Annotated in this window: 1 protein-coding gene; it reads right to left on the bottom strand. The window is 71.2% G+C overall.

All coding sequences use genetic code 11. The features are described from left to right. Positions 1-89 precede the first annotated feature (89 nt). Positions 90-2,553 (bottom strand): aminotransferase class I/II-fold pyridoxal phosphate-dependent enzyme (locus VD972_RS12370; protein WP_324985755.1); only part of this gene is annotated, 2,464 nt, incomplete at its 5' end.

Genomic DNA, 2,553 nt, shown 5'->3' with positions numbered 1-2,553 from the left:
GCAGCGCGGCGCCGCACTTCAGCAATACCCAGGTCCAACCCGTTGGACCTCAGGGTTGGCAGCAATACCCAGGTCCAACCAGTTGGACCTCAGGGTTGGCGGCCGGGGTTGAGCTGGAACCGGGCCGCAAAGGCCTGGAGCCGCTCGCGGGCCCGCTCCAGCTTGTCACGCGGGATCGAGAACACCCCGCGCACCCGCTCCGGATCTCCGCACCACTCCCCGCCGTTGAGCACCACGTGCGTGTGCGCGTACACCACGCGCGGCAGGTTCTCCACCGTGAGGCGCTCCCCTTCCACCTCCTTCCCCAGCCACGAGCCCACCCTGGGCGCAAGGAAGAGGCCCCCCGCCTCCATCGTCTCGGAGCGCCCATCCCCTGGCAGGGCCTCCGCGATCAGCGCCCGCTTCTCCGCCAGCTCCCGCCGCATCCTCACGAGGAACTCGCGCAGGGCCCGGTGGCGCGCCGGGTAGAGCAACCGCCCCTCCGGACTGCGCGTGTATGCGGCATAGAGCCAGGCCCCCGCGCGCGCCATCGCCAGCGTCGGTGGCACCAGTCCGCTGTCGTGCAGGGCCTTGGACAGCCCTGGATCCCTCGTCGCCAGCCAGCCCAGGCGCAGGCCTCCCGCGGCGAACTCCTTGGACAGCCCTCCCAGCACCACCGTGCGCGCCCCCACCTCAGGCACCACCTGCTCCAGCGTCACCGGGCTGTGCACCGTCTCCGCCGTGGGGTTCGTCAGGTTCACCAGCCCGAAGATCTCGTCCGACACCAGCAGCGCGCGCTGCTCCACCGCCCACGTCGCCAGCGCCACCAGCTCCTCGTGAGAGAGGTAGGTCCCCTCTGGGTTCGAGGGCTGCGAGATGACCACCACGTCCAGCCCGCCCGTCCCCCGCTGCTCCTGGAGCGCCGCCAGCGGTCCCAGCACCACCTCGCACCCAGCCGCCACCCACGTGGGCGGCAGCACGCCGTAGCAGGGCGTGGCAATGAAGACGCGCGGCGCCCGCCCCAACCGCTCGCGCAAGGCCACCCCCAGGTGATGCACCAGCGGCCACACCCCCTGGCCGAGCACGATGTTCTCCGGCGAGTACCGCGTCGCGCGTGTCTCCCGCAGGAAGCCCACCACCGCCTCGGCCAGCCCGTGCGGTACCCTTCCGTCACTCGGTGCAGCGAGCGCGGCGATCAGCCCCTCGATGAGCGACTGGGGCATGGACCCCTCGTTCTCGCCGTAGTCCAGCCGTATCAGCTCCGGATCTCCCTCGCGGAACACCTTGGGCGCGAACGCCGGGAAGCCCGCCAGGCGCTGGATGCGCTCCGAGCGCGGCAACGGCACCGCCGGGGCCCTCTGCGCCGGTGGCCGCTCCGGCTCCGCGAACGAGATGCGGAACGTCAGCAGCTCCGCGAAGGTGCGCTCGTAGAAGCACTGCGCCAGCGTGCCGATGCGCGAGTACGTCACCTCCGCCGCTACCTCCAGATCGCCGCGCAACGGCTCCGGCACCGGCAGCAGCAACGTCAGCTCCAGATCCGGCCACACCGCGTTCTTGATGAGCCCGTAGAGCACCACCAGGTTCGGCGGCAGCGGCTCGCGCGCCAGGAACTCGAAGAGCGTGAGCGGCTCCACCTCGCTGGTGATGTGGAAGAAGGCGCTCTCGTCCAGCACCACCCAGATGCCGCGCCGGGCCGCCTCCGCGACAATCTCCCTCAGCACCCCCAGGTTCGTGCGCTCGCCCCGCTCCACCGAGAGGAACACCACCTTCACGTCGAACACGCCCAGCAGCTGGTGGATCTCCGCCAGCGTGCTGTGCGTCACCGTCGTCCGCACCCTCGCCCGCTCCAGCGCCCGCGCGTACACCGGCAGCAGCTGGCGCGACACCAGCACCCCATCCCCGGGATCGCACAGCGCCAGGAGCAGCGAGTAGACGGCCTGCTCGCGCTCGGGCGCGACGAAGATCTCCTCCTCCGACAACCGCAGCTCGAAGAAGCGCTCCAGGTAGCGGGCCACGAGCTGACGGAAGGCCGCGTCTCCCGCCTCGTGCGCGTAAGGCATCGTCGGTGAGCGAGCCAGCCGCTCCGCCATCGCGGCCACAAAGCCGAGCTGCTCGTGGGACGTCGCTCCCAGGTCCAGCTCCTCTGTCAGCTTCGAGGCTCCCAGCGCCCTCAGCGCCGCGCGCAGGGCCAGTGTCTCCCTCGGCAGGGCCAGCGTCGCCTCCCACACCGCCACCTCGTGCCAGATGGGGTGGCCCGCCTGGAGCCAGCCCAGCGCCGTGGACGCCCGCAGCGGCTCCGCGCTGTGCGCCTCCATGAAGAACTCGAACTCGCGCTGCGTGCGCTGCTCCAGCGTCACCAGCGGCCGGATGTCCGTGTCCGCCGCCTGCATCACCCTTCGCGCCACCCGCACCTGTGAGGTGAAGCCTCGCCGGGTGAACATGCGCTCGATGATGGGCCGCCCCGGCCGCCCCGCCAGGTTCAGCAGCAGCCGGCCCCCGGGGCTCAGGTGCTCGGGCACCTCGTCCAGCAGCCGCGCGATGAGCCCCAGCCCGAAGTGATCCTCATAGACGTTC

It is taken from the genome of Hyalangium sp. (assembly GCF_035629615.1).
Classification (GTDB): Bacteria; Myxococcota; Myxococcia; order Myxococcales; family Myxococcaceae; genus Hyalangium.
Note: the sequence above shows the minus strand (reverse complement) of the source record. Positions and strands in the feature narration are given on the sequence as shown.